The organism is Mangrovimicrobium sediminis, from assembly GCF_004745945.1.
In the GTDB taxonomy this organism is placed as follows: Bacteria; Pseudomonadota; Gammaproteobacteria; order Pseudomonadales; family Halieaceae; genus Mangrovimicrobium; species Mangrovimicrobium sediminis.
In genome coordinates this window covers 256,421-279,674 of record NZ_SRLE01000011.1, presented here as the reverse complement: position 1 = coordinate 279,674, position 23,254 = coordinate 256,421, and the positions used below count along the sequence as shown (strand labels likewise).

Genomic DNA, 23,254 nt, shown 5'->3' with positions numbered 1-23,254 from the left:
CCTACCCACCCCTACCCTCCCCCAGCAAGAGTGATGCCGGAACGCTCGCAACACCACGAAAGCAACGCTTCCTGCCGCCACATCTCCAGAGCTGCGGCATCCGGTTGCTGCCGTTGCCGGTGAAAGAAATACTGGCCGGACACAGCACATGAGGCATCGTCCCCGGCAGCCAGCCAGGTCTGGGTCAGGATGCCTTCGCGCAGGTCGTCGGGTGCGCTGGGACCCCCCATGCGCGTCGGCACCCAACCGGGGTCGACTGCATTGACGTTCACCTCCGGCCAAAACCGCGCGACGGCCAATGCCAGCATCACCACGCACAGCTTGCTCTGTGAGTAGGCGGCGGAACTGTTCCACTGCCGCCGCTTCCACTCGAGGTCGGACAGGTCCGCGCTGGCGCCCTCATGCATGCTGGATGCCAGGTAGACGAGCCGCTGCGGGCGATGGATAAGGGCCGTCAGCACGTAGGGCGCGAGCACGTTGACCGCAATCGTAGACGGCAGGCCCTCCTCGGTCTCCACGCGCCCCTGCGCATCGCCGGTGAACAAGCCTGCGTTGTGAATGATGGCATCGAACTGCCCCAGGTGATTGACCTGCTCTGCCACCTGCACCATCTGCGCCAGTTGCGCGAGGTCGCCGATCACCACCGGGGTCATGGTCGGCAGCCGGGCTACCACATCGCGGGCGCGATCGGCATTGCGCGCGTGCAACACCACCTCGTGCCCCTGTTGCAGCAGTTCCTCGGCGGCGAGGAAGCCAAGGCCGTCAGTCGAGCCGGTAATAAAAATACGTGCCATAGGATGTTTCCTGCCCAGTCGTCGCTCTCGCGGCTGTCGCTATCCCTTACTCGGGAAGATCCATTTCCTTGACCACTGCCGCAGCCGAGAACGCGCGCGGCCAGCCGGCATAGAATGCCAGTTGGGTGATGACCTCACCGATCTCGGCGCGGGTCAGGCCGTTGCCGATACCCTTGTTCACATGCACGGGTATCTGCTCGACGTTGCCCTGGGTAATCAGGGCACTGACCGTGACCAGGCTGCGATCGCGGGGCGACAAGTCTTCGCGCAACCACAGGTCACCGTTCAGGATCGTGTTGGAAAAGTGCGCGAGTCCCGGGGAGACATCGCCGACCATCGACAGCACCACTTCGCGCTGGGCCTTGGCGGCCTCCGCGTCGGGTGCCGGCTTCGCTTCAACCACCTTGAGGTCGGCGGTCTTGATACCGCGTTGGGCGAACACCCGGGCGAGTACCGCCTCGGCCTCGACCGCCGCGGATACGCCGGAATAGTAGGCAATATGCGTCACCGCACCGGACAGTTCCTGCGGCTCGACGCCGTTCTCCAGTGCCAGTGCAAACTGGAAAGGCAGGGACTCAAGATGCCCCTGGGCAATCTCCGCGGTGATCGTTACCAGGCTGCGGTCGCGCCGGGTCAGCTCGGGACGCTCCCACAGTTCGGCGAACACGACGTTCTTCACGTCATCGTCCAGGTTGGGTGCAGCGCCCAGCGGCGCCGTGGATTCTGCGCCAACGGCAGGCGTCGCGCTGGCCGCCAGCATGGCCAGGAACAGGGAATAGGCTTTCATCATTGTGTCTCCAAAATAGTGCGGTTGATTACCACCAGCGGGTGAAGGAGCGGCGCTCGACACCCGCCAGCGGGACCGGCTCGCCGATTCTCGGCGTGAGCAGGTGGTAGCGACGGCCCTCGCTGGCAGCGGCGATGCGCTGCAGGGGTTCGTCCCAGGCGTGCCGGGCCAGCGCAAAGCGCCCGACATGGGCGGGCAGCAGCGCCGCTGCCCCGAGTTCCTCTGCCGCCCGCGCCGCCTCCTCCGGCGTCATGTGAATGTAGGCCCAGCGCGGGTCATACTGGCCGTGGTCCAGGGCGGCGAGATCGAAGTCGCCAAAGCGCCGGCCGAGTTCGGCGAAATGCGGGCCGTAGCCGCTGTCGCCAGAGAACAGCAGCCGTCGTTCCAGCGTCTCCAGCACGAAACCGACCCACAGGGTCTGGTTGCGTTGCAGCGCACGGCCCGAGTAGTGCCGCGCGGGAATGACATGCAGCGTCACGCCGGGCGCCAGTTCAACGCTGTCCCACCAGTCCCCTTCCACGATACGGGCGGGGTCATAGCCCCAGGCCTGGAAGTTCGCGCCCATTCCCAGGCCGGTGACCACCTGCCCCACCTTCGGCTTGAGGTCGACGACCGAAGGATAGTCCAGGTGATCCCAGTGGTCGTGACTCACCAGCAGGTAGTCGGTAGCAGGCATGTCCTGCGCCGAGAACACCGTGGTGCCGGCGAAAGCGCGGTTGACGAACGACAGCGGCGAGGCGACCTCGCTGAACACGGGGTCGATGAGGAAACGTTTGCCGCCCAGTTGCACGTAAAAGGACGAGTGCCCCAGCCAGATCACCATGTCTTCGCTGGCGTCCAGCGCCATGAAATCGACAGGCGCGACAGGGATATCGACCAGCGGCCTCAACTGCGCATCCGGGGCGCTGAGGTTTCCCAGCAGCACCGACGCGAAGGACTCGTCCGCGGTGAACAGCGGGGTTTCCACCAGGTTGCGAAATTCACCATCGACATAGTTCGGTGACTGCTGCACGCGCGCAAGCGCCGCGCCCTGCGCCGCGCTGCCGAACTGCGGTTGCTGCAGGAACCACCACGCCCCAGCGGCAGCTAGCGCGACGATAGCGACGAACGCGTACAAGACCTTGACCATCAAACCGGCACCATCACATCAGCAGCATCAGATCGGCTGCGCGGTGGGCCGGAACAGGATCTCGTTGACGTCCACGTTCTCCGGTTCGTTGATGGCGAAGGCGACCATGCGCGCGAAGCTGTCCGGCGGGATGGCCACCTGGGTGGCGAATTCGCGAGTTTGCGCCTGGATGGTGGTGTCGCTGATATGGTCAAGCAGTTCCGTCGCCACCAGTCCCGGCGAGATGATCGTGGTGCGGATATTGTAGGGTTTGACCTCCTGCCGCAGCCCCTCGGACAGCGCCCGCACCGCGAACTTGGTCGCGCAGTACACGGTCGCGTCCGGGCCCATCTTGTGGCCGTATACCGAGGACACGTTGATGATGTGACCGGACTTCTGCCGCTGCATGTGCGGCAGCGCGGCGGCGATACCGTACAGCGTGCCCTTGAGATTCACGTCGATCATGTGATCCCACTCGTCGGTCTTGAGTTGTTCCAGCGGCGCCAGGGGCATGACCCCGGCGTTGTTGATGATCACGTCGATCCGGCCGTACTCCTCCACGACCGCGTCCACCGTCTGCCGGACCTGGACCTTGTCGGCAACATCCGTGGGCAGGGCTTGCGCCCGGTAGCCGGCGGCGATCAGTTCATCGCGCAGCGCGTTGATCCGGTCTTCCCGGCGCGCGGCCAGCACGACCACCGCGCCGCGCTCCGCCAGGTGCCGGGCGGCGGCCTCGCCGTTGCCGCTGCTGGCGCCAGTGATTACGATGATTTTGTCTTTCACGTTGTCCATCATGTCGATTCCCTCCGTTATTTGATCAAGCCTGCTCACAACACTGTTCGACCGCGACCACTCGTTCGCGCGAGAACATGACGACCAGGGCGCCGAGCAGGGAAAAAGACGCCGTGACGCTCACTGCCTGGTCCCAGCCCCAGAGCAACCCCGGGGCTGCACCGGCCTCTTCGCCGTGGGCGATGAGCACCGCCCCCAGCGTAATACCAATAGCAGAGCCCAGGTAACGCGCCGTGTTGTTGGCACCGCTGCCCATGGCGCTGAGGTGGGCCGGCACACTGGATACAGCCTGCTTGCCCAATGCGGCATTGAGCACACCGTTGGCCGCGCCGGCCAGCACCAATGCGGGCAGCAGCGGCAGCAGGGATGCGTCCGGTTGCGGCGCAATCAGCATGAGTTGCGCCACGCCGCACGCCACCAGACCAAGGGTCAGCAGTATCCGCGGTGAATGCCGGACCAGCAGCCAGCGCGAGCCCAGTGCCGTGACCACGCTGGTCACCGACCAGGCCAGCAACACGAGCGCGGCGAGCAGTGCACCCACGTGCATGGAGCGCTGGAGCAGTGTCGGCACCAGCGTCATCAGGGCCAGCACGCCGGCGCCGGAGGCAAACGCGGCGACCGTCGCACCGACGAAATCCGGGTAGCGGAACAGGGAGAAATCCAGCACCGGTTGCTGGTGGCGAATCTCGACCAGCACAAACGCCGCGAGGCAGGCACCCCCGATACACAGCAGCAGGAGCGTCGTCGGCTGCGCCCAGCCCAGGCGCGATTGGGTGAGGCCGGACATCAGCGCAGACAACCCGGCCAACAGCAATACCGCACCCGCCCAATCGAAGCGGCCAGTGCGCGCAACCTGCGTCGCGGGCAGGGCGTTGCGCCCGGCCAGCAGCAGGGCCAGGGCCAGCCACGCGGTGCCGGCATAGGCCGCACGCCAGCCGCTAAAGGCGGTCAGCAACGCCGCCAGGATAGGCCCGCAGGCTACTCCAGCACCCAGCGCCGCCGCCCAGATACCGGTTGCCCGCGTGCGCTCGTGCTCGTCCCTGAACACCTGCCCGAGCAGGCCCAGGCCACAGGCGAGTACCGCGGCACTGCCCAGGCCCTGGATAATTCGCGCTGCCACAAGCACCAGGCCGGTGGGTGCCAGCGCGCCCAGGGCCGAGGCCGCTACCAGGATCGCCAGGCCCCAGAGAAATACGGCACGCCGGCTGTGGTTGTCGCCCAGCGAGCCGGCACCGAGCAGGCCCGCGGCGGCGCCGAGCGGCATACCGCTGAGAATCCACGCCTGCAGGGCCGGCCCGGCGGCCAGTGACTCCGCGCTGGGCGCGAGGGAGGTCAGGGGTACTGTAAACACGACCAGGGCGAGCATGGTCGCCCCGGAAACAACGGTCAGCGCGGACGCCTTGTGGGCCTCCTCGCTCTGGATTGAATAACTCAACGGTCACCTCCTGCTGCCGGTGATGGCCCGTGGTCCGGACAGTACGTGTTCACTGGTCCGGCTCGGCACAGGGCATTTCGATGAGTGCATTGTCCGGGCCGCCGCCTGGGATGGTTAGAGCATTCCGCTTGAATTATTGCCTGATCCTATTGATATTGCGGATTTCGATGGAATTCCTCCAGACCCCCCTATACAGTCGAAACTGAGGAGGACACCCACATCATGGTCAAGAAACACAGCTACAGCACGCAGTTGCGCCCCGACCAGCAGGCGATGGCCGGCATCATTGCGCGGCACGTCCCCGAAACAGCAGACTGGGCATCGCCCATACCCAACCTGCTGCTGTTCCGCCGTGACCAGCCGACGGAGCCCGACTTCTGCCTGCTCGAACCCAGCGTGGTGCTGGTGGTTCAGGGCACCAAGCGAATCATGGTGGGCGGCGAGGCGTTCCCCTACAACACCTCCAACTTCCTGATTACCTCGCTGGACCTCCCGGCCACATCGCAGGTACTGGAAGCCAGTGACGACGAGCCCTGCCTCGGCCTGGCGCTGAAGCTCGACATTCGCATACTGGCCGAGCAGATCGCCCAGGGCGTGTTGCCGAGTAACAGCGAGCGTGGCAACGGCATGAGCGTCGGCCTGGGCACCATGACGCCGGAAATACTGGCCCCGTTGCGCCGACTGGTGGACCTGCTCGAAGAGCCCGAAGCAATCGGCGTGCTGGCACCGCTGATCCAGCGCGAAATTCACTACCGCCTGTTGCGCAGCGATCGCGCTTCCCTGCTGCGCCAGATCGCCTCCGTGGACAGCCACAGCTACCGCATCGCCAAGGCGGTGGACTGGCTGAAGACCCACTACGCCTCGCCGCTGCGCGTCGACGAACTGGCGTCGCTGGTGCAGATGAGCGCGCCCACCTTTCATCACCACTTCCGCCAGCTCACTTCCAAGAGCCCGCTGCAGTACCAGAAGTGGTTGCGTCTGAGCGAGGCGAAAAGGTTGATGCTGAACGAGCACCTGGACGCCTCCAGCGCCGCATTCAAGGTGGGCTACGAGAGCCCCTCGCAGTTCAACCGCGAGTACAGCCGCTTGTATGGCATGCCGCCGAAGCGGGATATCGAGCACCTGCGACAGCAGGCCGGCGGCATGGTGATGAGCTAGTACCCGACCGGCATGCCGGATCGGAATGTTGCCTATTCCTTCTGGCCTTCGAGAAATCACCGTTGCACTAACCATGAGCACAAGCCGATGAGCATCTGGAAAAAGACACCTGACATCGCCGCGCTGGCCGAACTGAGTGCCGGATGCGCCGACGATGTGCTGGGCATAACGGTTGTCGAGATCGGCGAGGATTTCGTTCGCGGCGAAATGCCGATCACAAAACGCACGCAACAGATCTTCGGCCTGCTGCACGGCGGCGTGTCATGCGTACTGGCCGAGACCCTGGGTTCGATCGGTGCCAACCTCGCCTGCGATGACGACCACTACGCGGTCGGCGTAGACATCAATGCGACACATCTCAATGGCATTCGCGGCGGCAAAGTGATCGGTATCGCAACACCTCTGAAGTTGGGCAGAAGGCTCCAGACCTGGGCCATAGACATCGAGTCCGACGATGGCAGGCCGATTTGTTCGGCGCGCTTGACGACGGCGGTGCTATCGTCCGCTCCTCAATAAGCAGACAGCGCTGCCTCCATGTAGGGGGACTTCCCCACCCTGCCCCGCGCCGTAATGCCTAGCGCAAAAACTCCGCCCGGGTGCTGGCGTCGTTCTTGAACGCGCCGCCCAGGGCAGTGGTCCGGGTGGTGGAGTTGCTGTCCATCACACCCCGCGACTTCACGCAGTAGTGAGTCGCGTTGATGGTGATGGCCACGTCCTCGGTTTCCAGCAGCGTCTGCAAGGCGACGAGCACCTGCTGGGTCAGGCGCTCCTGCACCTGCGGGCGCTGGGCGAAGAAGCGCACGATGCGGTTGATCTTGCTCAGGCCGATGATCCGGCTACCCGGTATGTAGGCGACCCGGGCACTGCCGTCGATGGTCACGAAGTGGTGCTCGCAGGTACTCACCAGGTCGATATCGTCGATCAGCACCATCTCCTCAACCTGCATCTTGTTGTCGATCACCGCGACCTTGGGGAATTTGCTGTAGTCCAGCCCGGCGAAAATCTCGTCGACATACATCTTGGCGATGCGGTCCGGTGTGTCGCACAGGCTGTCGTCCGCCAGGTTCAGGCCCAGCGTGCGGGTAATGTCGGTGAATGCGGCGCTGATGCGCTCGAACTTTTCGTCCCGGCTCAATCCGTTGTCGATCAGCGGTGTTTCCAGGCCGCGCTCGACCAGTGCATCACGGACCCGTCGGGCGTCCTCGGAGATAGCAGGCGAGCGGTGTTGGCTGGGGTAGGTAGCGACAACGGCATCCATGGGCAATTCCTCGGCTATTTCAGCTTGCTACGCCGCCGCGGAGAGGATGGATTCTCCGCGGGCCATAAAAATGTGCCTAGGTGATCGGCCAGTCCGCCGCGTCCACGGTGAATTCGGGCTGCGGCGCACACTCGCCGTGCCAGCGCCGGACGAACTCGCCGTCCGGGTCGTACAGGGCCGCCTGCTTTTCGATATTGAAATGGCGGCCGCCGCGGGGGTCGGCACCTACCCCGGCGATGTACTGCCAGTTGCCATAGTTGCTGGCCACGTCGTAGTCCAGCAGGTGCTTCTCGAAAAAGGCGGCACCGAAGCGCCAGTCCAGGTTGAGCTCGTTCACCAGGCAACTGGCAGCGATCTGGCGACCGCGATTGCTCATCCAGCCTGTGGTGACCAGCTGGTGCATCAGCGCGTTGACCAGCGGATAGTCCGTGGCCCCCGCGCACCAGCGGGCGAAGTTGCGCGGCTCGAAGGTTCTCAGGTGGCGTCGGGGCTGGCGCCCGTGGGGGCGGAACAGCGCGGTGCCATCCTCGTAGGCGCGCCAGTGGAAGAACTCGCGCCAGAGCAACTCGCTGTAGAGGTGCCGGGTTGATTCGTTGGCGCCGTGCGTGCGTTCGTAGTCGCGCAAACTCTGCGCGACACGGCGTACGGACAGGCTGCCGTTGGCCAGCCACGGCGACAGGAAGCTCGAGAAAAACAGGCCCTCGAGTTCATTGCGCGTGGCCTTGTAGTTGTCCACCGCGCGCTCCCGGAACATCCAGGTGTGCAGCCGTTCTCGCCCTGCCTGTGTCCCGCCACGCACGATGAACGATGGGTGGGGATGTGTCGGATGGCCGGCCAGTGACATCGCCTCGAGCTGCCCCGGCGGCGGGGGAAGCCTGAGCACGTCCTCTGGCGCGTTCCAGGCGACCCCTTCCACGCCCTGGCGGAACGGTGTGTACTGCCGGGGAATATCGCCCATTTGCCAGGGCAATCCGGCGGCGGGGAATAGGGTGTTCCCCTCGTGCACCACCAGGGGCACGTCCAGCAGTTCGCCGAGTTGCCTGAGCTCCTTCGCCTCGTAGACGCCGGGGGTCTTCGCAACTCCCACCCGCTCTACGGAATAGCGCAGGACCAGCTCCGGCAGCCACCGCTCGGGCGAGCCCTGCAACACCAGCAATTCCTGGCCGCGCTCGCGCAGGTCAGACTGCAGCGCGACGAGGGACTCGGTGAGAAACCGCTCGCGCTGGCCGCCCAGGCCGGTGAGGTTGCACCAGGGCACCTGGCGCGGCCAGAAGTACACGCAGAGCAGGCGGGAGGCGCAGGCGTGGGCGCTGAGGCCAAGGTTGTCCTCGACGCGCAGATCGTTGCGGAACCAGTAGAGCTCGGTCATCGGACTCTCTATCAACCCCCTTGCAAACCCCTGCAAATGCCCTGGCTACGCGCGAAGACCCTCCCCGGTTCAACCGCCAGGAATCCGGCCATTCGCCGCTTGCGTAGAGAGAGCTGGAATCAGGAGTTCAACTATGCACATCACGTCCCAGGATATCCAGGACATGGACAAGCGGCGGCGGGCCGCGTTCATCAACTCGCTGTCGGGCTACAAGCCGGCCAACCTAATCGGCACCGCCGATGCGGCAGGTAACACTAACCTCGCGATCATGAGTTCCGTGGTGCACCTGGGTTCCCACCCGCCGCTGCTGGCCCTGGTCATCCGCCCGGGCGGCGAGGAGCGTCACACCCTGGCCAACATCCTGGCCACGGGCCACTACAGCATCAACCATGTTAGCGCCCACATGGTGGAAGCGGCGCACCAGACCGCGGCGCGCTACCACCGGGATGTTTCGGAATTCGATGCCACAGGCCTCACCCCGAAGTGGCGCGACGGTTTTCCCGCACCGCTGGTGGCAGAGGCCGAGATCAGCATGGGTATGGCGCTGCGGGAGCACCAGCACCTGGCGATCAACGAAACGCACCTGGTGATAGGCGAGATCAACTTCGTCGAGATTCCCGAGCACTGCCTGCGCGAGGACGGCGCGATCGATCTGGCGAGCGCCGACACCGTGGTGCTGGCCGGGCTGGACACTTACTTCGATACCAGCGCGATCAAGCGCATGGCCTATGCCAAGCCGGACCTTCCGCCGCGGGTGATCCCTGACTGAGAGCGGCCACAGCAGTGCCCGCACTCAATGAAAGGGTATTGACCCGCACTGCCCTCCTCCCCCGCGCGAGATTTCTACGCAGGGGCCAAAACTGCGGGCTGATCCTGTAGTATCTGTCTCGCTGGAGCTACAAGGCTCAACACTCCAATAAGGATTAGCCCATGAAAATCGAAACGCTCGCCGTGCGCGCCGGCTTCGAGGTGGACCCCACGACCAAGGCCGTGGTGACGCCCATCTACCAGACAACCTCCTACGCCTTCGACAACACCCAACACGGTGCCGACCTGTTCGACCTGAAGGTCCAGGGCAATATCTACACGCGGATCATGAACCCGACCAATGCGGTACTCGAGGATCGCGTCGCCGCCATGGAAGGGGGCATCGGCGCCCTGGCTGTCGCCTCCGGTATGGCTGCGATCGAGTACGCGCTGGAGACTATCTGCCAGGTCGGGGACAACATCGTCACCACCAGCAAGCTCTATGGCGGCACCTACAACTTCTTTGCCCACAGCCTGCCGCGGCGCGGCATCGAGGCGCGCTTCGTCGCCCACGATGACTTCGACAGTATCGCCAACGCCATCGACGACAACACCAAGGCCGTGTTCTGCGAATCCGTGGGCAACCCCGCGGGCAACATCGTCGATATAAAGCGCCTTGCGGATATCGCGCACCAGGCCGGCGTGCCACTGATCGTGGACAACACCGTCGCAACGCCCTACCTGTGGCGGCCCATCGAGCACGGCGCGGATATCGTTGTGCACTCGCTAACGAAGTACATGGGCGGGCACGGCAATTCCGTCGGCGGGATTATCGTCGACTCCGGCAAGTTCCCCTGGGCAGAACACAAGCAGCGCTTTGCCATGCTCAACGAGCCCGATCCGTCGTACCACGGTGTTGTGTACACCGAGGCGCTGGGCGAAGCGGCATTTATCGGTCGCGCCCGAGTGGCGCCCTTGCGCAACACCGGCGCTGCGCTCAGCCCGATGAATACTTTTCTTATATTGCAGGGCATCGAGACCCTTCCCCTGCGCATGGACAGGCACTGCGAGAACGCGCAGAAAGTCGCCGAGTTCCTGCGCGACCACCCGCAGGTTGATTGGGTGAACTATGCGGGGCTGCCGGAGAGTCCGGACCATGCGCTGGCGCAGCGGTACATGAACGGTCGTGCCTCGGGCATCTTGAGCTTTGGCATCAAGGGCGGCGCGGAGGCCGGTGCGCGGTTTATCGATGCGCTCGAACTGGTGCTGCGCCTGGTGAATATCGGTGACGCGCGGTCGCTGGCGTGCCACCCCGCGTCGACCACACACCGTCAGCTGGATGATGCGGAACTGGCCAGTGCCGGAGTGAGTCGGGACATGGTGCGGCTGTCGATCGGGATCGAGCATGTTGACGATATTCTCGAGGACGTCGGCCAGGCGCTGGATGCATCGCGGTAATTCTTCGTTGCAGGCACTCTACGACGAGAGTTTCCAAACGCCGTCTCTCCCGGCCCTCAAGCCCTGCGTCGTAAAGTACACAACTTCGCGACCGATAATATATTTTCTGGAGGCTTGAAAGGTCGGGAGCCGACAGTCGCGGTGACCAGCGTGGTGTCAGTCGACGTGTTGCGAAGATCGATGCCAACGCCTTGCGCCGCGGCATTGGTGGCGAATGCGCTATCAGCGCCGTAGAACCACCGTCGCCCGACCGTCGATTTTCAATCCTACTTCACTATAATGAAGGCGAGTTCCCGATCGCCACTGAGAACCCCATGACAAGATTGCTTCGCTCCTCCGCCGTCAATACAAAGCTCAGCTGGCTGCCACTTGCCCTGTGTTTCGGTTTCGCCCAGCACAGCCAGGCCCTGGAATTGCTGACAGTTCATGAACTGGTCATCCACTGCAAGCACCTCACCGCTGAGCCTGATGGCGTGGACGGACAATATTGTCTCCGCTATATCCAGGGCTTTATCGACGGTGCAGTAGAGACAGACGAGCGTATTGTGCAGGACATGGACTCCGCAGACGCGCAAAAGGAGACCCTCACCGAGCGGGCGATGCGCACGCGCATGCCACGTCGCGGCATGTACGACCGCCCGGGGAGCCTCGCGGGCTTCTGCCTCGGCGACCCACTGCCCCTGCGCGAAGTCGTCGATACTGTCGTCGCCGACCTGGTTGCGCTGGACATCGGGGACACCGCGGAGTCACCGGCACGCATCGCTGTCGACGACTCGCTCCGCAGCCATTATCCCTGCGGAGAGTAAGGCCTTGAGTTCTTCCTACAGCGCCAGGCCGCTGCAGATCGCAGGATTGCTGTTGATCCTGCTGATCAGCTGGGCGCTGTGGTCCGGCATCTACAAGCCGTTGCTCATCGGCCTGGGCGTGTTTTCCTGCCTGCTGAGCATCTGGGTAGCGATGCGCACTGGCTTTTTCCTTCACGCCATGCCCCTGCGCACTTTTCTCCGCCTGCCGCTGATGTGGTGGTGGCTGTTGGGGGAAGTCGTCAAGTCCAGCCTGGAAGTGGCCCGGGTGATACTCTCGCCGTCGCTGCCGATCCAGCCCGAACTGGTGGAGCTGACCACTACCGAGGAAACCGACTCCGGCAAGGTTATCCTCGGCAACTGCATCACCCTGTCGCCGGGCACCGTCACCATCGACGTACACGAGAACCGGTTGCTGGTGCACTGTCTCACAGCGCAGGGCGCGGCGGGGCTGCGCAGCCGGGAGTCGGAGCGACGCGTCGCCCGCCTGGAGATCAAGCGCTGATGTACGTTGTCGTTTCCCTGGCCATACTGGTGACCATGGTGCTGGCGCTGGTGCGTGCACTGCGTGGTCCCAGCGTCTACGACCGCGTGCTGGCGGTCAACATGTTCGGCACCAAGACCGCCCTGCTGCTGGCGGTTATCGCCTTCCTGTTCGAACGCCCGGATTTCCTGGACCTGGCGCTCGCCTATGCACTGATCAACCTGGTCGGAGTGCTGGCGGTCCTGGAGTTCATCCAGAGCAAGCCGCGCAAAGCGGAGGCGGCGGACCTTGATTGAACTCGTCCTGGATATTCTCAGCTGGGTACTGCTGTGCACCGGAGGCGCGTTCGTCCTTATCGGTGGCATCGGCGCCCTGCGGCTACCCGGGTTTTACACACGCCTGCATGCCGCCAGCCTGACCGAAACCATGGCCACCATACTGATTTTCGCCGGCATGATACTGCAGGCGGGGCTGTCCCTGGCGGCGATCAAACTGTTTGCCATCATGGTATTCCTGCTGCTCACGGCGCCGACCGCCAGCTACGCCCTGGCCAACGCGGCGCTGCAGTCAGGTCTGCGCCCGGTAGCCCAACGCGAGGGTGAAGACGCGTGATCATTATCTTCGCCCTCTTCCTGCTGTCATTGCTGGTGATCACTGCCCTGGCCATCGTGCAGACCAAAAATCTGTTCGTGGCGGTCATGCTGACCTCGATCTTCAGCCTGCTGATGGCGGCGAATTTCTTCATCCTCGATGCCGCCGACGTCGCGCTGACCGAGGCAGCAGTCGGCGCCGGCATCACGACGGTGATCTTTCTCTCGGCGCTGGCCCTGACCACGGAACGCGAAAAAGCCGTGCAGTCTGCGCAACGACTGACGCTGGTTGTGGTGGCGGTGCTGGCCACGCTGATCATCTACGCCACCTTCGACAAACCGCGGCTGGGTGATCCCGAGGCCCCGGTACACCAGCACCTGGCGCCCTGGTACCTCGAGAAAACCCCCGAGTACATGGACTTTCCCAACGTGGTGACCGCGGTGCTCGGCAGCTTCCGCGGCTACGACACCCTCGGCGAGGTGTTCGTGGTGTTCGCCGCCTGCATCGGCGTGCTGTTCATTCTCGGCGTTAAACCGCCGGGCGACAGGCACTACGATCCGCACGCGTCGGGCCTGCGACATCACCTCATTCCCCAGGTCGTCGGGCGGCTGCTCATTCCGTTTATCGTGCTGTTCGGGCTGTATGTGCAGTTTCATGGCGAGTACGGGCCCGGCGGCGGCTTCCAGGCCGGTGCACTGATCGCTTCCGGCGTTATTCTCTACGCCCTGCTCGAAGGCGAGACAGCCGCGCTGCGGGCAGTTCCGCGCTACGTGCTCATGGGCCTGGTGATTGGTGGGGCCAGCCTGTACGGCGCCGTGGGCCTGGTTTGCATCCTGCTCGGCGGGAACTTCCTCGAGTATTCCGTGCTGTCGTCCAATCCCGTCAGTGGCCAGCAACTGGGCATCCTGCTCATCGAGGCGGGGGTCGGCATGGCGGTCTGCGGTGCACTGCTGAGTATCTTCCACGCCTTCGCTGCAAGGCCCATGCGCGTATGAACCTGCTCGAACTGCTCGGCTATTTCAATTACTGGGTGTTCGCCATCGTGCTCACGGTGGGCCTGTACACGGTGATCGCCAAGATCAACCTGGTCAAGAAGCTGATCGGCCTGTCGATCTTCCAGTCGGCCGTGTTCCTCATGTATATCACTATGGACAAGGTGGAGGGAGGGACTGCCCCCATCATCCAGAAAGGCATGGAAAACCAGGTGTTTTCCAACCCCCTGCCCCAGGTACTTATCCTGACGGCTATCGTGGTGGGTGTCTCCACCCTCGCGCTGGGACTGGCGATCGTCGTACGCATTTTTGAAGCCTACGGCACGATCGAAGAAGACGAGATTCTGGACGCGGATTGAAGTCATGGATCTGACGCCCCACCTGCCGGTACTGCAGGTTGTCGTGCCGCTACTCTCCTCGCCGCTACTCCTGCTGCTGCGGCCCCGCGGACTGGCCTGGGCGGGAGCTGCGGCGGTGGCCCTGCTCAGCTTCGCCATTGCCCTCAACATGGCCCTGGCAGTCGCCGCTGGCATTCAGTTCAGCTACGCCGTGGGCGGCTGGGAGCCACCCTACGGTATCGCGCTGTCGGTGGACGCCTTCAGCGCGCTGATCCTGCTCATCGTAACCGGCGCCGGTGCCATCGCCATACTCGCGGGCAAACCCAGCGTGGACCGGGAGATCGACGCCGAGCGCCAGCCACTGTTTTACTCGGCCTGGATACTGGCCATGGCCGGCCTGACCGGCATCGCCCTGTCCGCGGACGCTTTCAATATCTTCGTGTTCATGGAGATATCCTCCCTCGCCAGCTATGTCCTGATCGCCGGCGGCCCCGACCGGCGCGCCCTGCCCGCCGTGTTCAAGTACTTGATCATGGGCACCATCGGCGCCACGTTCTACCTGATCGGCGTCGGCCTGGTCTACATGATGACCGGCACCCTCAACCTGGCGGACATGGAGGCGCGCATCGGCGGTGTCACCGACATCAATCCGCTCCTGGTCGCCGCCGGTTTCATCACCATCGGCCTCGCCCTGAAGGCTGCGGTGTTTCCACTGCACGTGTGGCTGCCCAACGCCTACACCCACGCGCCGCACATGATCACGGTGTTCCTCGCCGCCTGCGCCACCAAGGTGGCCATCTATGTGCTGCTGCGTTTCGACTTCTTCGTCTTCCAGGCCAATCTCGACCGGCACGATGTGCAGTTTTCCCTGTTCCTGATGCCGCTGGCCCTGCTGGGAATCCTGGTGGCGTCGGCAGTGGCCATGTTCGAAGGGCACATCAAGCGCCTGCTGGCTATGTCGTCGGTGGCACAGATCGGCTACATCATGCTCGGCGCCAGTTTTATCACCGAGGCCGGACTCACCGCTTCCGCGCTGCATATGTTCAACCACGCCCTGGCCAAGGGCGGCCTGTTCCTGGCCATCGCCGGGCTGGCCTGCCACTACGGCGACCTGCGCCTGGCCCGCCTTGCCGGGGCGGCCCGCAGCATGCCCTGGACCGCTGCCGCCCTGGTTGTCTGCGGCTTCAGCCTGGTCGGTATCCCGGGCACGGCCGGGTTTGTCAGCAAGTGGCTGCTGCTCGACGCGGCCCTGGACGAGGGCCGCTTTGCCGCTGTGCTGGTGGGCGTGATCCTGGTCAGTTCGCTGATGGCGCTGGCCTATGTGTGGCGCATCGTGGAGACCCTGTACTTCAAGCCCGCCGCGCAGGACGTGGCGACCCCAACCGGTGAGGCGCCGCTGCCGCTGTTGCTGGCGGCCTGGCTGGCAGCCATCGCCAACATCGGCTTCGGCCTGTTCCCGCAATTCCCGCTGGAGCTGTGCAGCGCCGCGGCGGAACTGCTGCTGGGACATACGCTATGAGCGCCGATCTCGCCATCCTGCTCGCCATCTGCGTACCGCTGGCCACGGCAGTGGGCATCCAGCTCGCCGGCCGCATCTCGGACAACCTGCGCGAAGCGGTGACGCTGGCGGGCGCAGCGACACTGGCCTGGGTGGTATGGGGCATGCTGCCGGCGCTGTTCGCCGGTGAGCGACCGGCACTGACGCTTGGCGAACTGCTCCCCGGCATCGCCATCGCCTTTGAGGTGGAACCCCTGGGTATGCTGTTCGCCGCGCTCGCGTCGGGGCTGTGGATTATCAACTCCATCTACAGCATCGGCTACATGCGCGGCAACCGCGAAAAAAAGCAGACCCGCTTCTACACCTGTTTCGCCCTCGCCCTGGCCGCCACCATGGGCATCGCCTTCGCCGGCAACCTGCTCACCCTGTTCCTGTGCTACGAGTTGTTGACGCTTTCCACCTACCCGCTGGTATCACACAAGGGCGACGAGGCGACGGTGCGCTCCGCGCGGGTCTACCTGGGCATCCTGTTGTGCACCTCGATCGGCCTGTTCCTGCCGGCCATCATCTGGACCTACCACGTGGCGGGAACCGGTGACTTCATCGCTGGCGGCATCCTGGCGGGGAAGATCGCGGGGGCCGATGTCGGCCTGTTGCTGGCGCTGTTCGTGTTCGGGGTCGGCAAGGCCGCGGTCATGCCCGTGCATCGCTGGCTGCCCGCGGCGATGGTGGCCCCCACGCCGGTGAGCGCCCTGCTGCACGCAGTGGCGGTGGTCAAGGCCGGCGTGTTCAGCATTACCAAGATTATCGTGTATGTCTTCGGCGTCGATTTCCTGTTTGCCACCCCGAGTTCCGGCTGGCTGGTGTACGCGGCCGCGTTCACCATCATCGCTGCCAGCCTGATCGCACTGCGCCAGACCAACCTGAAACGCCTGCTGGCCTATTCGACGGTGGCGCAGCTGTCCTACGTGGTGATGGCAGCTGCGGTGCTGAAACCCCTGGCCGAGATCGGCGCGGCTATCCACATGGTGGCCCACGCCTTTGGCAAGATCACCCTGTTCTTCGCCGCCGGCGCCATCTATACCGCCGCCCATAAAACGGAGCTGAACCAGCTCTACGGTATTGGCCGGCGCATGCCCTGGACCATGGCCGCCTTCACTATCGGGGCGCTGAGCATGATCGGCGTGCCACCCACAGGCGGCTTCGTGTCCAAGTGGTACATCCTGGCGGGAGCCTTCCAGGCGGAGAACCTGCTGGCCATATTCACGATTATCGGCAGCACCGTGCTCAATGCGGCTTATTTCCTGCCCATCATCTTCATGGCCTGGTTCGCCGATGAACGACCCGGCGGGCCGGAGCACGGCGAGGCGCCACCACTGGTGGTACTGGCCCTGGTCCTGACCGCGCTGCTGACGCTGGGTTTCTTCTTTTTCAACGGGCCGGTGATCGCGCTGGAACAACAACTGGTCGGGGGTATGGCGCAATGATGCAAGGCGAGAAACCTCACTGGCTGACCCGCAAGGAAAATATCCGCAAGCTGTGGTGGGTCTTTTCAGCGGTACTGGCCCTGACCGTGCTGGCGCAGGCTGTTATCTACGTCAAAGGCTATTTCACCGTCGATGGCTGGTTCGGCTTCGGCGCCATCTACGGCTTTGTCTGTTGCCTGTTGATGGTGCTGTTCGCCAAGGGCCTCGGGCTCTTCCTCAAGCGGCCCAACGAGTACTACGCCGAGCGTGACGACGATGCCTGAGCTCATGTCGCCCGCACTGATCATGATAGCCGGAGCCCTGGGCATCGGCCTGGCCCGCGGCCACCTGCGCGCGGCAATGGTACTACTCACCCCGCTACTGACCCTGTGGGCCGTGTGGCAAGTGCCCGACGGTGTGCAGAACACCATGCACTTCCTGTCGTACGAGATCGAGCCGGTCGAGGGCAGCCCGCTGCGCCGCCTGTTCGCCACCATCTTCGCGTTGATGGCCTTCGTCGGCGGCCTCTACGCCTATCGCCTGGCGAAGTGGTATGAACTGACCGCCGCCTTCTTCTACGCCGCCGGTGCCATCGGCGTGAGTTTCGCCGGCGACCTGATTTCCCTGTTTGTGTACTGGGAACTGATGGCCCTGTTCTCCACCGTGGTGGTGTGGTGCGGCGGCACCGCCGCCTCGCGTGCCGCGGGCATTCGCTACGCCATCCTGCACCTGCTCGGCGGCGTGGTGCTGAAGGTGGGCATCGAGGGCGTGGTGGTGAGCACCGGTTCAATCCAGATCACACCCATGCTGGCGCAGGATTTCAGTAGCTGGATGATTCTCTGCGGCATCCTGATCAACGCCGCGGCGCCGCCGCTGTCCGCCTGGCTGGCGGACGCCTACCCCGAGTCCAGCCCCACCGGTTCGGTGTTCCTCTCCGCCTTCACCACCAAGACCGCCGTACTGGCGTTGATACTGCTTTTCCCCGGCGAACCGGTACTGATCGGCGTGGGCCTGTTCATGGTCGTCTACGGCATTATCTACGCGCTGCTGGAAAACGACATTCGCCGCATTCTCGCCTACTCGGTGGTCAACCAGGTGGGCTTCATGGTGTGCGCGGTGGGCATCGGCACACAGATGGCGCTCAACGGCGCCGCAGCCCACGCTTTCGCCCATATTGTCTACAAGGCTTTGCTGTTCATGAGCGCCGGCGTGGTGATCTATCGCACCGGCAGGAACCGCTGTACCGAGCTCGGCGGGCTGTTCCAGACCATGCCGGTAACCACCATTTGCTGCATCATCGGCGCGCTGTCCATTTCCAGTTTCCCGTTGACCTCCGGGTTTACCACCAAGAGCCTGATCTCCCAGGCGGCGGCCAACGAAGGCCTGGTGTGGGTCTACATGCTGCTGACCGCCGCCTCCGCCGGCGTGTTCCTGCATGCCGGTATCAAGTTCCCCTGGTTTGTATTCTTCCAGAAGGACTCCGGGCTGCGGCCCAAGGACGCGCCCTGGAACATGGCGCTGGCCATGGTGATTTTTTCCGCCCTGTGCCTGCTGTTGGGCCTGTTCCCCGAGTGGCTGTATCGCTTCCTGCCCTACCCCGTCGATTACGTGGCCTATACACCGGGCAAGGTCGTCTTCTATTTGCAGCTGCTGCTGTTCTCGGGGCTGGCGTTCTTCCTGCTACTACCGCTGATGAAACGCACGGAAACCATCAGCCTGGATGTTGACTGGCTCTGGCGCCGCGGTATTCCAGCGGCGATGCGTTGGCTGGGCCGTGCGATGCAGCCCCTGCGGGCAACCGGCGGCAGGCTGGGGAGCGCCAGCCAGCAGTTGCTGCGTCACCTCACCACCCATTATCTAGGCCAGCCGCACACAGCGGATCGCGAGGAGCGCGCACTGTTTGCGCGTTCCTGGCCTATAGGTACTACTGCGTTATGGATTGCGATTTTGTTGTCGGGTTATGTGTTGATTTATTACATTTGATTGGGGGGCGGTGGAGTGTGTCGCTGTGTTGGGCGACATCGGTAAGGTTCTCAGCCCGATTAATACGTTTTTCATTTTGCAGGGTATCGAGACCGTTGCGCTGCGCATGGACAGGAATTGCGAGATCCTGCAAAACGTGCCCGGGATCCTGCGCCATCAACCGTTGGTGGATTGGGTGAACTATTTGTGGCTTCAGGAGAGTATGCCTGGATCATGCGCAGGATGCGTGAAAGTGGCTTCTAGTCACCTGCTCGCGGTTTGGAGCGTGCGCCGCGAGAGATTGATCAGAACAGCCTTGAGGCTGTTCTGAGCCAGCGGGCTTCGTCGCTGCGCTCCTCGTCCAAAATGTGCCTGAAGTCGCATTTTGTCGAACCGTAGGGTTCGAACAAGATCATCGCTCTGCGCCATAAACAAAAAGGGCCGCCCGTCTGCGCAGCCCTTTTTTCTTTATAGCTGTGGAGGCGTTCTTAGGGAATCAACAGGGAAATCGACCGAGAGGTACCCACAGGTACCCCTACTGACAATTTTCTGCAAGCTGGGATGCCGGCGTGACCCGACGCTTTCACGTCACAGAGTACTGGCGCTATACTCATCCCATAGGAACTAACTAAAATCACAGGGAAATCAACATGTTGTCGGAACTCGCCGGATTTAACCTCACGCGGACCATCCCCGACAGCGTGCTGCTGGATGTGTTGACGGGCGCCAACAAAATCTACGGTGGGGTGGTACGAAACAATTCCGGCCAAATCGTGGCGCACCTCGTTAATAGTGCCAATCCAATCAGCCTGTTGAACTTCCCCTTCGCACCTTCGAACCTAGCCCTCGCCGGAGCGAATACCTACCAGTTGCATCGAATCGGACAAAATATTGACGAGCTAATGGTACTGGCCAAGGGAACAATGGCTATGTCCGGACTCACCCTGGGCGTGTGTACCGCCGGTTTTCTATTCCTTAATCACAAGCTTGGAAAGGTTGACCAGAAGCTTGGGGAAATTAGCAAAGACGTAAAAGCGATAAAAAGCTTCCTCGAACAACAAGAAAGAGCACGGCTGGTCACTGCTCTCAAATCCCTGCGCGGGCTCGATCAGGGCACAGCCACAACTGCACGGGAACAAATTCTTATCAACAGCAAGCAAACGTTGGGGGAAATTCACGAGAAGTACCGTGATCAACTCGAGCGTTGCACTGTAATAGAGGAAGCATTTGCCCTCGAAGAATACTATACGGTAACCGCTCTAGGACATGCGCTTTGTTTCGGCGAACTTGATATGTCCCATCAAGCCAGAAACGATCTGCGGGAGGCCTATGACTTTTGGGCGAAAACAGTCAAGCGAATTCTGCGAGAGCAGATTATTAAAGATGACCCTGAACGCTTCCTGAGGGCCAAATACGTTTCGACAGCAAAAGCGATTGATCTGACGACTTGGATGGACTTTATTAACGATACCAATAAAGAACTGAATTGGATTGACGAATTTCGCGCCGCTCCAACACCACTACTGCCTTCACTTTCTAAGACTCTGGATGATCGCGAGCAATTGGAAGTCGATTTGATGCGCAAGCTTGTAGCCAGGGACAACGTATACGAAGGCTACGTTAGTCAATATGATTACTACGCGACCATAGAAGCAAGACCTTCTGCGGTTCAGCAGTATATTGAATCAGTCCCTGCGGAGAATTCGGTAAATGAATGTCTTATGTTCCTGAATAGCGATCTTTCTAAGTAGACAAGTAACGACCCAATCAGTGGAACTGCCGGCCCGAGCTAAGGAAGGCTGGCATTAGCCCAGAACAGTCTCTGGCTTTGGTGAATTAGGGCAGGTAAGTTATAGTCACCGCGTCCTACGCTAGTATTGGACAAATAAAACAGACTATTCAGGGACGATGAAAAATGGCTCTAATTAACTGTCCAGAGTGCGACAAGGAAGTATCTGACAAAGCTCCAGCCTGCCCTAACTGTGGAGCTCCCATAGCTAAATCAGAGGCGAAACCAACGAAGAAACCAAAGAAAGAGCCGAAGCAATACGGCTGTGGCACGCTCATCGTTTTGGTGATTATTGGTTTCTTCATTTACTCGGCCGTCACACCCGAATCACCCAATAAGCCAAAGACACCAAAGAAGCCAAAAACAGCGGCGGAGCTTCGCACGGAAAAGCTAGGAAAGTGCTTCAGTGCCTGGGATGGTTCTCATAGGAATCTGGAAAAAATTGTAAAAGCTTCGATGAATGATCCAGACTCATATGATCACGTGGAAACTAGATATACCGACAAAGGCGACTTCCTTATTGTTCGTACCGAATTTAGGGGGAAGAATGCGTTTGGCGGAACAGTTAAGAACTTTGTAACAGCCAAAACTGACTTAAACTGCAAGGTCGTTGAAGTTTTTGAACAAGGGCCCTAAACCGAAAAGTAGGCGATTACCACACTGGTGAACTGGGGTCAGGAGTTAACTTGACCCCAGCAAGTTGAAAGTGGAAGCGGCGCTAAGGACATGTGCTATTTCGACTGAGGGCTGCTGTTGGGGACCGTTGGTCGTCAAGTAGTCCCCATCGGACTCATCTCGATCGACCGTGCGCCATCACAGTCAAACCCCCTCGCCAAGCGCAGAGAACCAACTCTGAGTGGCTGAGGAGGCTGGCCGCCTTTTCTCAACAAGGAGCGCGAACTTCAGAGGCAGCGTTTGTCGCTCGCCTTTCTCATCCGAGTCCGACTCACCACCAAAACCGACAAGTGCTACCCACTTGGGCAGTTCTTTTGGGTTATGGTAGTGGAGGTAATCTGGGCAGGGGCTGCCTCCGCTAAACTTCCGTGAATATGCAAAATATGCAGTGAAGCGTTATAGCTTGCAGCTACTTATTCTTAGTCTAAACACGCTACCCCATTGCCTGTATCAAGTATTTTTGTAGATCCGAATCCGATCGGCAAAATTTACAGGGAGATAACAAGGAATTAGCTTGATATTCCCCCAGTCGCAGATGTGTGTGAGCGCGACACGGAGACCAATCATAAACCGACAGCTATCGACAGAGCCATTCAGAGATGCCGTTTGCAATCACCTCCCCAGGCAGTCGCTCCTGTTCGAGGCGGTAATTTGTTCCCTCTTCATCTGACAGTGCTTTGACACAATCCAGAATCTCCGAATCGAAGAAATTGGTCGAGTTGATAAAGCCTGTCGGATCAACCACTAACCTAGCCCGATGTTCACGTACCAAATTACCACTCATCAACACCGGCTCAGTTCTACTGTAAAACCTTTTGGCGGACTCCAGCATTACCAGACCATGCATATCCATATCACCCCAGTATCCGACCTTGTCAGCCGACTCTAACCAAGCACAATCTCTCATCCAGGCGAGATTATTACCTCCGCCGCCAACGATGACCATGCCTTGCGGTAGATCCGGCACAAAGACCGACTCAGCATTTTCTACGATGAGGACGATACGGGGCTCAAATCTACTCAGCCGGTTAACTGTCCTCCAATCCGCCTTGAAATGCGGCATCCCCCCGAAAAGGTTCGATAAGTCACCTGCGAGTCTCACGATTATATTGTGCTCCGGCTTTCCAATGGCCCCTAGCCAAGGAAGAAGGCCATCTTCCTGAACTGCTTCACCCCATTTGCAGGCACAGAGCACCGTCAGCAGCTTCTCGTTGGATTCGACGAATTTGGTATCGACGCCGGGGAATACCAAACTACGAACAAAACCGCCCTCTCCCATACCCGGCTTTATCAGTTTCACTACAGACAGCGCTTTGTCGACTAACTCCGGCGTCCACTCCTCCGGTAGAGGGAGGTAGTTAGACAAAGTTGCCTTTGAACCTGAGTGCCAGGATTCCACGGACGAAATAATCTGCGCCCAACGTGCCGCCTCGTTGGAGCAATCCTGACCCAGAAATGAAACCAAATCGGAGAACCGGTGAATTCGCATAGCATACGGAACTCGCTGCTCACCTATCGAGCGGTACTTGATGGTTTTCCACTCAATATCTACATGAGAGACATCTTGCCAGTCGCGCTGAAAACGGTGGAAGACATCGGGTGAATCACCGGCTTCAAATCCTGTCGGTGCGCCTAAAGACACCTTTATTGGGAAAGCGCGCTCACCACCTATACGCCCCCGAAGATTCGCCTTGTTAGCCCATTCCCGCTTGAACAGCATTTCGCGCACAGAAGTTACGAACTTCATTAT

General features: G+C 61.5%; 25 protein-coding genes. 17 read left to right on the top strand and 8 right to left on the bottom strand.

What is annotated here, in order from left to right; translation table 11 throughout:
- Nucleotides 1-11: 11 nt before the first annotated feature.
- Genes E4634_RS16380 through E4634_RS16360 form a run of 5 tightly spaced genes read right to left on the bottom strand, consistent with a single transcriptional unit; the run spans nt 12 to nt 4,916 of the window.
- Nucleotides 12-794, bottom strand: coding sequence for an SDR family NAD(P)-dependent oxidoreductase (locus E4634_RS16380; protein ID WP_135445729.1), 783 nt, complete (start codon nt 792-794; stop codon nt 12-14).
- Between the two features lie 46 nt (nt 795-840).
- Nucleotides 841-1,584 (bottom strand): carboxymuconolactone decarboxylase family protein, encoded by a 744-nt coding sequence (locus E4634_RS16375; protein ID WP_135445728.1) that lies wholly within the window; start codon nt 1,582-1,584, stop codon nt 841-843.
- Nucleotides 1,585-1,609: 25 nt separating this feature from the next.
- Nucleotides 1,610-2,710: an MBL fold metallo-hydrolase gene (locus tag E4634_RS16370; RefSeq protein ID WP_135445727.1), complete on the bottom strand. Its 1,101-nt coding sequence runs from the start codon at nt 2,708-2,710 to the stop codon at nt 1,610-1,612.
- A gap of 27 nt (nt 2,711-2,737) precedes the next feature.
- Nucleotides 2,738-3,472, bottom strand: a complete 735-nt coding sequence (locus E4634_RS16365; protein WP_434783509.1) for an SDR family oxidoreductase — start codon at nt 3,470-3,472, stop codon at nt 2,738-2,740.
- 34 nt (nt 3,473-3,506) lie between these two features.
- The gene (locus tag E4634_RS16360; RefSeq protein ID WP_135445725.1) at nt 3,507-4,916 is read right to left on the bottom strand and encodes an MFS transporter; all 1,410 of its coding nucleotides are present in this window, start codon (nt 4,914-4,916) and stop codon (nt 3,507-3,509) included.
- A gap of 222 nt (nt 4,917-5,138) precedes the next feature.
- On the opposite strand from E4634_RS16360, the gene E4634_RS16355 reads away from it, so the two are divergent.
- Together E4634_RS16355 and E4634_RS16350 are read left to right on the top strand one after the other, a co-directional pair.
- Nucleotides 5,139-6,074, top strand: coding sequence for an AraC family transcriptional regulator (locus tag E4634_RS16355; protein ID WP_135445724.1), 936 nt, complete (start codon nt 5,139-5,141; stop codon nt 6,072-6,074).
- Nucleotides 6,075-6,161: 87 nt separating this feature from the next.
- The gene (locus E4634_RS16350; protein ID WP_135445723.1) at nt 6,162-6,590 is read left to right on the top strand and encodes a hotdog fold thioesterase; all 429 of its coding nucleotides are present in this window, start codon (nt 6,162-6,164) and stop codon (nt 6,588-6,590) included.
- A gap of 58 nt (nt 6,591-6,648) precedes the next feature.
- Here the strand turns inward: E4634_RS16350 and folE are convergent, their stop codons facing one another.
- Nucleotides 6,649-7,332: a GTP cyclohydrolase I FolE gene (gene folE / locus E4634_RS16345; RefSeq protein WP_135445722.1), complete on the bottom strand. Its 684-nt coding sequence runs from the start codon at nt 7,330-7,332 to the stop codon at nt 6,649-6,651.
- A gap of 76 nt (nt 7,333-7,408) precedes the next feature.
- Nucleotides 7,409-8,701: a DASH family cryptochrome gene (locus E4634_RS16340; protein ID WP_135445721.1), complete on the bottom strand. Its 1,293-nt coding sequence runs from the start codon at nt 8,699-8,701 to the stop codon at nt 7,409-7,411.
- Between the two features lie 133 nt (nt 8,702-8,834).
- Here E4634_RS16340 and E4634_RS16335 point away from each other — a divergent pair, with 133 nt between their 5' ends.
- The 15 genes from E4634_RS16335 to E4634_RS21715 all read left to right on the top strand — a co-directional run bounded on the left by E4634_RS16335 (nt 8,835) and on the right by E4634_RS21715 (nt 21,465).
- Nucleotides 8,835-9,470: a flavin reductase family protein gene (locus tag E4634_RS16335; protein WP_135445720.1), complete on the top strand. Its 636-nt coding sequence runs from the start codon at nt 8,835-8,837 to the stop codon at nt 9,468-9,470.
- Between the two features lie 161 nt (nt 9,471-9,631).
- Nucleotides 9,632-10,906: a bifunctional O-acetylhomoserine aminocarboxypropyltransferase/cysteine synthase gene (locus E4634_RS16330; RefSeq protein WP_135445719.1), complete on the top strand. Its 1,275-nt coding sequence runs from the start codon at nt 9,632-9,634 to the stop codon at nt 10,904-10,906.
- 314 nt (nt 10,907-11,220) lie between these two features.
- Nucleotides 11,221-11,712 carry a Rap1a/Tai family immunity protein gene (locus tag E4634_RS16325; RefSeq protein WP_135445718.1) on the top strand — a complete coding sequence of 164 codons (492 nt, stop codon included), beginning with the start codon at nt 11,221-11,223 and terminating at the stop codon, nt 11,710-11,712.
- A 4-nt stretch (nt 11,713-11,716) separates the two neighbouring features.
- Entirely contained in the window at nt 11,717-12,214 is a 498-nt protein-coding gene (locus E4634_RS16320; RefSeq protein ID WP_206046918.1) for a Na+/H+ antiporter subunit E, read from the top strand.
- Nucleotides 12,214-12,489, top strand: a complete 276-nt coding sequence (locus E4634_RS16315; protein ID WP_240725220.1) for an MrpF/PhaF family protein — start codon at nt 12,214-12,216, stop codon at nt 12,487-12,489. Before E4634_RS16320 ends, E4634_RS16315 begins: the two co-directional genes overlap by 1 nt.
- Entirely contained in the window at nt 12,482-12,805 is a 324-nt protein-coding gene (mnhG, locus tag E4634_RS16310) for a monovalent cation/H(+) antiporter subunit G (protein ID WP_135445717.1), read from the top strand. Before E4634_RS16315 ends, mnhG begins: the two co-directional genes overlap by 8 nt.
- Complete coding sequence (locus tag E4634_RS16305) at nt 12,802-13,779, top strand: DUF4040 domain-containing protein (RefSeq protein WP_135445716.1); 978 nt, start codon at nt 12,802-12,804, stop codon at nt 13,777-13,779. Before mnhG ends, E4634_RS16305 begins: the two co-directional genes overlap by 4 nt.
- The gene (locus E4634_RS16300; RefSeq protein ID WP_135445715.1) at nt 13,776-14,135 is read left to right on the top strand and encodes a cation:proton antiporter subunit C; all 360 of its coding nucleotides are present in this window, start codon (nt 13,776-13,778) and stop codon (nt 14,133-14,135) included. The genes E4634_RS16305 and E4634_RS16300 overlap by 4 nt, the downstream gene beginning before the upstream one ends.
- 4 nt (nt 14,136-14,139) lie before the next feature.
- Entirely contained in the window at nt 14,140-15,633 is a 1,494-nt protein-coding gene (locus E4634_RS16295) for a monovalent cation/H+ antiporter subunit D family protein (protein WP_135445714.1), read from the top strand.
- Nucleotides 15,630-17,099 (top strand): proton-conducting transporter transmembrane domain-containing protein, encoded by a 1,470-nt coding sequence (locus E4634_RS16290; RefSeq protein WP_135445713.1) that lies wholly within the window; start codon nt 15,630-15,632, stop codon nt 17,097-17,099. Before E4634_RS16295 ends, E4634_RS16290 begins: the two co-directional genes overlap by 4 nt.
- Nucleotides 17,096-17,362: a hypothetical protein gene (locus tag E4634_RS16285; protein WP_135445712.1), complete on the top strand. Its 267-nt coding sequence runs from the start codon at nt 17,096-17,098 to the stop codon at nt 17,360-17,362. The genes E4634_RS16290 and E4634_RS16285 overlap by 4 nt, the downstream gene beginning before the upstream one ends.
- Nucleotides 17,355-19,061 carry a Na(+)/H(+) antiporter subunit D gene (locus E4634_RS16280; RefSeq protein WP_135445711.1) on the top strand — a complete coding sequence of 569 codons (1,707 nt, stop codon included), beginning with the start codon at nt 17,355-17,357 and terminating at the stop codon, nt 19,059-19,061. The genes E4634_RS16285 and E4634_RS16280 overlap by 8 nt, the downstream gene beginning before the upstream one ends.
- A 25-nt stretch (nt 19,062-19,086) precedes the next feature.
- Entirely contained in the window at nt 19,087-19,371 is a 285-nt protein-coding gene (locus E4634_RS16275; protein WP_206046917.1) for a PLP-dependent transferase, read from the top strand.
- 319 nt (nt 19,372-19,690) lie between these two features.
- A complete protein-coding gene (locus E4634_RS16270; protein ID WP_135445709.1) occupies nt 19,691-20,791 on the top strand; it encodes a hypothetical protein in 1,101 nt (366 codons plus the stop codon).
- A gap of 164 nt (nt 20,792-20,955) precedes the next feature.
- Nucleotides 20,956-21,465 carry a zinc ribbon domain-containing protein gene (locus E4634_RS21715; RefSeq protein ID WP_206046916.1) on the top strand — a complete coding sequence of 170 codons (510 nt, stop codon included), beginning with the start codon at nt 20,956-20,958 and terminating at the stop codon, nt 21,463-21,465.
- 616 nt (nt 21,466-22,081) lie between these two features.
- Here E4634_RS21715 and E4634_RS16260 read toward each other — a convergent pair.
- Nucleotides 22,082-23,251: a DUF3322 domain-containing protein gene (locus tag E4634_RS16260; RefSeq protein ID WP_135445708.1), complete on the bottom strand. Its 1,170-nt coding sequence runs from the start codon at nt 23,249-23,251 to the stop codon at nt 22,082-22,084.
- Nucleotides 23,252-23,254 lie beyond the last annotated feature (3 nt).